6 protein-coding genes are annotated in these 6,987 nt (G+C 68.6%); 2 read left to right on the forward strand and 4 right to left on the reverse strand.

Annotated features, from left to right (window positions below):
- Window position 1 precedes the first annotated feature (1 nt).
- Together NJQ98_RS11460 and NJQ98_RS11465 are read right to left on the reverse strand one after the other, a co-directional pair.
- The gene (locus NJQ98_RS11460; RefSeq protein WP_262178687.1) at window positions 2–1,234 is read right to left on the reverse strand and encodes an FHA domain-containing serine/threonine-protein kinase; all 1,233 of its coding nucleotides are present in this window, start codon (window positions 1,232–1,234) and stop codon (window positions 2–4) included.
- 47 nt (window positions 1,235–1,281) lie between these two features.
- Complete coding sequence (locus NJQ98_RS11465; RefSeq protein WP_262178689.1) at window positions 1,282–2,466, reverse strand: vWA domain-containing protein; 1,185 nt, start codon at window positions 2,464–2,466, stop codon at window positions 1,282–1,284.
- Window positions 2,467–2,581: 115 nt separating this feature from the next.
- Here NJQ98_RS11465 and NJQ98_RS11470 point away from each other — a divergent pair, with 115 nt between their 5' ends.
- Window positions 2,582–3,010, forward strand: coding sequence for a CopG family ribbon-helix-helix protein (locus NJQ98_RS11470; protein WP_262178691.1), 429 nt, complete (start codon window positions 2,582–2,584; stop codon window positions 3,008–3,010).
- A 58-nt stretch (window positions 3,011–3,068) separates the two neighbouring features.
- Here the strand turns inward: NJQ98_RS11470 and NJQ98_RS11475 are convergent, their stop codons facing one another.
- Entirely contained in the window at window positions 3,069–3,710 is a 642-nt protein-coding gene (locus NJQ98_RS11475; RefSeq protein WP_262178693.1) for an alpha/beta hydrolase, read from the reverse strand.
- 115 nt (window positions 3,711–3,825) lie between these two features.
- Window positions 3,826–4,662, reverse strand: a complete 837-nt coding sequence (locus tag NJQ98_RS11480; RefSeq protein WP_262178694.1) for a VOC family protein — start codon at window positions 4,660–4,662, stop codon at window positions 3,826–3,828.
- A gap of 85 nt (window positions 4,663–4,747) precedes the next feature.
- Here NJQ98_RS11480 and NJQ98_RS11485 point away from each other — a divergent pair, with 85 nt between their 5' ends.
- Window positions 4,748–6,817, forward strand: a complete 2,070-nt coding sequence (locus NJQ98_RS11485; protein ID WP_262178696.1) for a beta-glucosidase — start codon at window positions 4,748–4,750, stop codon at window positions 6,815–6,817.
- The last annotated feature ends 170 nt before the right edge of the window (window positions 6,818–6,987 follow it).

Genomic DNA, 6,987 nt, shown 5'->3' on the forward strand with positions numbered 1-6,987 from the left:
GTTACTCCGATTGGAACTCGAACGTGACGCCGTAGGTCGGGTGGACGAGCGAGATGAGGTCGCCGTCTTCCAGCCGAATGGATTCGGGCGGCTCCTCGCCGTGACGGTCCGTGTAGTCCTCGCCTTTCTCCTTGAGCCGGTCGCGGCCGGCCCCGCACAGCACCCGCTGCCACCCCGACCCCTGCTGGACGAACGTCCCGTTGAGGCTCCGGTCGACCAGATACCACTCGCCGCCCTCGGACTCGAACTGCACCTGCACCGACGAGATGTACTCCCCCTGTGGGTCCTCGATGGTGATAGAGGCCGGCGGGCCGTTGGCCCCCTCGCGACCGATTGTATCGCCCGGCTCGACGGTGAACTGCCGGCCCGCCTGGATATACCGGATGGCGGCCGTCGCGGGCGGGGAGGGGTCCTTGTCCTCTAGGACATCCCGCAGGACGGTCGCGTTCCGGTAGCGGTGGCGGTAGTCCGACTGGGTCGCTCGCTCGACGATTTCGGCCAGGTAGTCGTCGCAGTCGGCGCCGAAGTCGTGCGGGTTGACGCCGTCCTTCTTCGGGACCGACCCCTTCAGCAGGAACAGTAGAATCTTCCCGATGGAGTAGACGTCTGACCACGGCCCCTGGCGCACGTCGGTTCGGCTCGCCTCCGCGACCTCGCGGGGTTTGAACGGGCCGAGGATGGTCGTCCCCTGGTTCCCCGTGGACGGGTCGCCCGTCGAGTCGAAGCCCGTCGCCGTGTTGAAGTCGATGAGCGTCGGCGTGATGTCGGGCTTCAACATGACGTTCTCGGGCTTCAGGTCCCGGTAGACGATCTCGTTCTCGTGGAGAAAGCCCATCGCGTCCGCAAGGTCGATACCTATCTGGCGGACCTGCTCCGTGTCCTCTATCGGGCCGTGCTTGTCGATTACCGTATCGAGTTCGAGGCCGCCCTCAACGAGTTCGACGACGAGGAAGGGGACATCGCGGAACCGGACCGTGTCGTAGAGGTCCATCACGTTCTCGTGGCCGCCCGCCGCGGCGATGCGTTCCAGCGACTCGGCCTCCTTCCCGAAGTACTCCTCGATGACCGACTCGTCGTTCTGTGACTCGGTGTAGTTCGGGTGTTTCAGGACGACCGTGTCGCCGGTGTCCCTGTCGGTCGCCTTGTACGCCTTCGCGAACCCGCCCTTGCCGAGGAACTCCTCGAGCTCGTACCGGCCGGCGATGACGTCGCCCGGTTCGGGTTCCCACGGCATCGCTCAGCCCTCGTCCCGGATGGCCGCGGCCCCCACGCGCGGCGCTGTCACTTCTGGATGCCCTCGTCCGTGACAATCTTCGTGGCCCGGCTCTGCTCCTCGCGGCCGCCCTCCATGACTATCTCGGTCTGGCGCTCGGCGGACTTGACCGCCTCCGTCTCGGCGCCGTGGATGCGGGTCATCTGCTCTATCTGAGTCTGGGCCTCCGCGACGTTGCCCTTGCCCAGCTCGGTCTGGATGACCGTCTGTTTGTGGTCGATGTCGATGTCCTCGTTGTGGTGCTGGAGCTTCTCCTCGTCGTCCGTGTACTCAACGGAGAGGGTCGCCGTCGCCGTCTCGCCGCCCGCCGAGAGGGCCACGTCCGCGAGGCCGTGCTCGCCCAGCGGCCGCTCCGGCGCGTGGACCTTCAGGACGACCCGCTGTGTCTCCCGGTCCAGCAGGTCCGGGAGCTTGATGACGGCGCTGTTTGCCTGCCACTCCGGCGAGACCTCCTGGGTCTGGGGCAGCGCGCGGTACACCTCGCTGACCTCGACGCCGTCGGCGATGTCGAGTTCGAGCTCGGCGTCGGGGGCGACGACGCTGCCGGCCTCCTCGACGGCGTCGCCGAAGAACTGCTCGATGTCGCCCGACGCCTGCAGATGCGTCCAGTCGCCCCGTGCGACGCTGCCGAGCTTCCGTATGGTCTCGCTGCGGTAGTCCTCGCCGATGCCCGCCGACTTGATGCGGATGCCGGCGCTGTCTATCTCGCGGGCGAGCGTCTCGAACTCCGGCGGGTCGTGAGTGTTGTCCTTGCCGTCCGACAGCAACAGGACCCGCCGCGCGGTGTTCTTGCCGGACGGGAGGCCCTTGAGCGTGTCCGCGGCGGCCTGTAGCCCCTGGTACATGTCCGTCCCGCCGCCGGCCTGGATGTCGTGGACCTTCTCGACCGCGTCCTCCCGGGAGATGTCGCCCCAGCGGGTCGCGTCCAGCACGACGTCGACCTCCGTGTCGAACGCGACGATGGAGACGTAGTCGTCGTCGTTCAGGAGTCCGAACACCCACTCGGCGCCGCCCCGAGCGCGGTCCATGTTCCCCCCTTCGTACATCGACCCGCTCGAATCGATACACAGCGCGATGTGCCGGACGGGCTCGACCTCCTGCTCGCCCGGCTCTACTTCGATTTCGGCCGTCAGCTTCGCCCCACCGGCGGGAACGTAGGGTCGGTTCACGTCGGTCACGACGTTCGCTGTCATACTGCTAGGTCCATCTTGAGAGCTAGTTATAAGTTTTCCCTCCATCAGCGGTGAAAACTCCGGGAGCAGCGGCCGTTCAATAATCCTTAATAGGAGCTGGGGCCTTGTTTAATACATGACCGTCGTCAGCGTCTCCATGCCCGAATCGCTCCTCGAACGCATCGACGAGTTCGCCGACGAACACGGCTACACCGGCCGCAGCGAGATAATTCGGGAGGCCAGCCGGAACCTGCTCGGCGAGTTCGAGGACAAGCGCCTCGAAGGCCGGGAGCTGATGGGTATCGTCACCGTCCTGTTCGACTACGACACCACGGCCGTCGAGGAGAAGATGATGCATCTGCGCCACGAACACGAGGGGCTCGTCGCCTCGAACTTCCACAGCCACGTCGGCGAACACCGCTGTATGGAGCTGTTCGTACTGGAGGGGGACCTCGAAGAGATTTCGGCCTTCGTGGGCAAGATTCGCGCGACCAAGGACACGCTGAACATCGATTACTCCGTCGTCCCCGTCGACGAGTTCGGGACGCTGGCCGATATGGAGTAGGCGAGGGCCCGCCGCAGGGCGGAGCCTCGCCACGACGAACGTGAAGCGGGGACAGGGACTACGCGACCAGCCCGGCGACCAGGTCCGCCACCGCGTCGAGCTCGTCCTCGTTGACCCCGTGGCCCATGCCCTCGTAGATACGCTTGTCGACGTCGCCGTTCAGCAGCTCGAACGCCTCGGCCGTCGCCTCGACCCGTTCGAGCGGGATGTGGGGGTCCACGTCGCTACAGCCGACGAACACCGGCGTCCCCTCGACGTCGCCCTCGTAGCTCTCGGGGTCGACCGTCTCCCCGATGAGCCCGCCCGACAGCGCCACGAGCCCGCCGTACCGCCGCGGGTTGCGCGCGACGTACTCGCTTGCGAGACACGCCCCCTGGGAGAAGCCCAGCAGGATGACCCGCTCGCGGTCGATACCGGCCCCGACCGCCCGTTCGACGGCCTCGCCGACAGCTCGGAGGCCGGACGTTCGCCCCGGCTCGTTCTGCTCGACGGGCGACAGGAAGGAGTTGGGGTACCAGGTGTTCCGCGCGGCCTGTGGGGCAAGCAGCGCCACGCCGTCACGGTGGACCTCCTGGCCCATCTGGACGATGCTCCGGGCCGTCGCGCCCCGGCCGTGAACGAGGACCATCGCCGCCGTCGCCTCGTCCAGCGGCGTGCCGGCGGTAACGAGCTGCTGTCCCTGATGTGGTCCGTCGGTCATGCCGGCCTCCCGGCGACAGCCTCGATCGACCGCCACGCTACAGACGCACGTGTCGCGTTGGAACTCATACCCTCAATAGCACGCCGATGCATTTGAGTACCCGGTAACACGAGCGCTACCGGCTCGCGAGGCGGATGTCGATACCGTCTGGGTCGGGCACGCGAATCCCGTCCGCGGTCCCTTCGACGGCGTAGCCGGCCCGGTCGAGTCGGTCGCGCGCGGCGTCGACCGCCGACTCGGTCGGCACGCGGAGTTCCACCCAGTCGAGCCCGCGACCGCTGGCGGGTTCGGACCGCCCGTTCCAGACGTTCACACCGACATGGTGGTGGTAGCCGCCGGCCGCCAGGAAGAGGGCGCAGCCGTCGCTCGCCCGGACGGACAGCCCCAGCGCGTCGGCGTAGAACGCCCGCGCCGCGTCGAGTCCCGTCACTTCGAGATGGACGTGCCCCACGTCGGTCCCCGCCGGGACCGCGTCCGCGTCGGTCGCCGCGCGGCGAACCGCGTCGGCATCAAGTGGCTCCGTCGCCATTTGGACCCCGCCGTCGGGCGTCTCCCCCCACGTCGACCTGGGTCTGTCTCGGTATATCTCGACGCCGTTCCCCTCCGGGTCCCGACAGTACAGCGCTTCGCTTACTAGGTGGTCGGACGCCCCGGAGAGCTCCCACCGGTCGTCGAGCCGTTCCAGGGCGTCGCCCAGTGCGGCCCGCGAGGGGACACGGAACGCGGTATGGAAGAGGCCGGCGGCCGAACGCGCTCGCTCGGGCGCGCTCCGGTCTTCGATTAGTTCCAGCAGCGGCGTCTCGCCGTCGCCAAGCACGGCCCGCTCGCCGTCCGTCTCGTGGGCCGCCAGCCCGACCACGGACTCGTAGAATTCGACAGTCTCGTCCAGGTCCCCGACGGTCAGTGCGACGCGCCCCACGCCCGTCTCCGCCGGAAGTGCTTCGCCGTCCATACCCGTACGTCGCGGGAGAGACGGATAGCGGTTGTGTCGCCCCCCAACGGCTTTCCCGCCCCCGCGCCCACGGTCGATAACTCGTATGGCCGACATCGACGCACTCCTCGCCGAACTGACTCGGACCGAGAAGCTGTCGCTCGTCCGCGGGACCGCCGACCCCGAGGGGACCGCGACGGGCTATCTCCCCGGCGTCCCGCGCCTCGATATCCCCCCGCTCCGGCTGGTCGACGGGCCGCTGGGCATCCGCGCCGAGGGCGAGCGGGCGACGGCGTTCCCCGCGACGCTCGCTACCGCGGCGACGTTCGATTCCGCCCTCGCGCGCGAGCAGGGCGCCGCGATGGCCCGCGAGGCGCGTGCACACGGCCAGGACGCGCTGCTGGCACCCGGAGTGAACCTCGTCCGCGTCCCCCACTGCGGCCGGAACTTCGAGTATCTATCCGAGGCCCCGGTGCTCGCCAGCGCTCTCAGCCGCGCGCTCGTCGAGGGTATCGAATCGCAGGACGTCATCGCGACGGTGAAACACTTCGTCGCCAACAACCAGGAGACCCACCGGACGACCGTCAGCGCCGACGTCGACGAGCGGGCGCTCCGGGAGCTGTATCTCCCGCCCTTCCGCGCCGCGGTCGAGGCCGGCGCCGGGTCGGTGATGACCGCCTACAACCGGGTCAACGGCACCCACATGAGCGACCACGGGCGTCTGGTCGGCGATGTTCTCAAAGACGAGTGGGGGTTTGCGGGCTACGTCGTCTCGGACTGGTACGGCCTCGAAACGACCGTCGGCGCGGCCACCGCCGGTCTCGACGTGGAGATGCCGGGCGTCTCGGCGGGTCCGGATGACTCCGAGGGGGTCGAGTGGCCGGACGGCATCCCGGACGCCAGCCGCGCCGGCCTGTTCGGCGACCCGCTCGCCGACGCCATCGACGACGGGTCGGTGTCCGCCGACCGACTCGACGACATGGTCGCGCGCGTCCTCGGCCAGATGGCACGCGTCGGGCTGCTCGACGGCCGCGACCGACCCGGCGAACTGGACAGCGAGCGCCACCGCGACCTCGCGCGCGACATCGCCGCCCGGGGGACCGTCCTACTGGACAACGACGGCACCCTCCCGCTTTCCGACGACGCCGACGTGGCACTCGTCGGCCCCCACGTCCACGAGGCCAAACTCGGCGGCGGGGGGTCCTCGGAGACCACGCCCTTCCGCTCGGTCAGCCCCGTCGACGGCCTGACCGCGCGCAGCGAGGGAACCGTGACGAGCGCGCGCGGGATTCCGGAAATCGAGTCCGTCTCGCTGTTCGACCTCCTGCCGTTCGTCGACGGCGGCCGCGGCGACGAGAGCGGCCCGGACGAGGACCCCTCGCTCGACGACGCGGTCGCAGCCGCCGAAGCCGCCGACGTTGCCGTCGTTTGCGCGCGCGACGCGACCACAGAGGCGCGGGACCGCGACAGCCTCGCGCTCCCCGGCCGGCAGGACGAGCTCATCGAAGCAGTCGCCGCCGCCAACGACCGGACCGTCGTCGTCCTGCGCACCGGCGGGCCGGTCGAAACCCCGTGGCGCGACGACGTGGCCGCCGTCGTCGAACAGTGGTACCCCGGACAGGCCGACGGCGCTGCGCTTGCCGACGTGCTCTACGGCGACCGCGACCCCGGCGGCCGCCTGCCCGTCACGTTCGCGCCCGAAGGCACCTATCCGACGGCCGATGAGCGCCGGTTCCCCGGTATCGACGACATCGCTCGCTACGACGAGGGCGTCTTCGTCGGTTACCGTCACTTCGATGCGGGCGAGGACGAACCCACCTATCCGTTCGGCCACGGCGAGTCGTACACCACCTTCGAGTACGGGGACGCGGCTGTCGTCAGCGATGCCACTGTCGAGGTTACTGTCGAAAACGTCGGGGACAGACCCGGCCGGGAGGTGGTCCAGGCGTACGTGCGACCGCCCGCTACCGACGGCGTCGAGCGCCCGGAGCGTGAGTTCGCCGGGGCACGGTCTGTCGTACTCGACTCCGGGGAGTCCCGAGCCGTCACGCTCGACCTTGACGGGCTCGCCTGGTCGCGGTACGACGACGGGTGGACTGTCGACGGCGGCCGCTATACGGTCGAGGTCGGTCGGTCCGTCGTCGATGTGCGGGCAACAGTCGGTATCGACCGATAGTTACCGTCGTCCGAAATTCTGGAAGGAAGCGTTGCCACTCTCTATAAATACGGAAAGCCCACCGAAGAGAGATGACTCTCCTCGGTAGGCTGAAATGAGTATGAATGGTGGCGGCGAACCGGATTTCCCAGAGGGTCGCCCACTCCAGTACTCGCCGGAACGCTGGTGAG

Origin of the sequence: Haloarcula laminariae (assembly GCF_025457605.1) — an archaeon.
Classification (GTDB): Archaea; Halobacteriota; Halobacteria; order Halobacteriales; family Haloarculaceae; genus Haloarcula; species Haloarcula laminariae.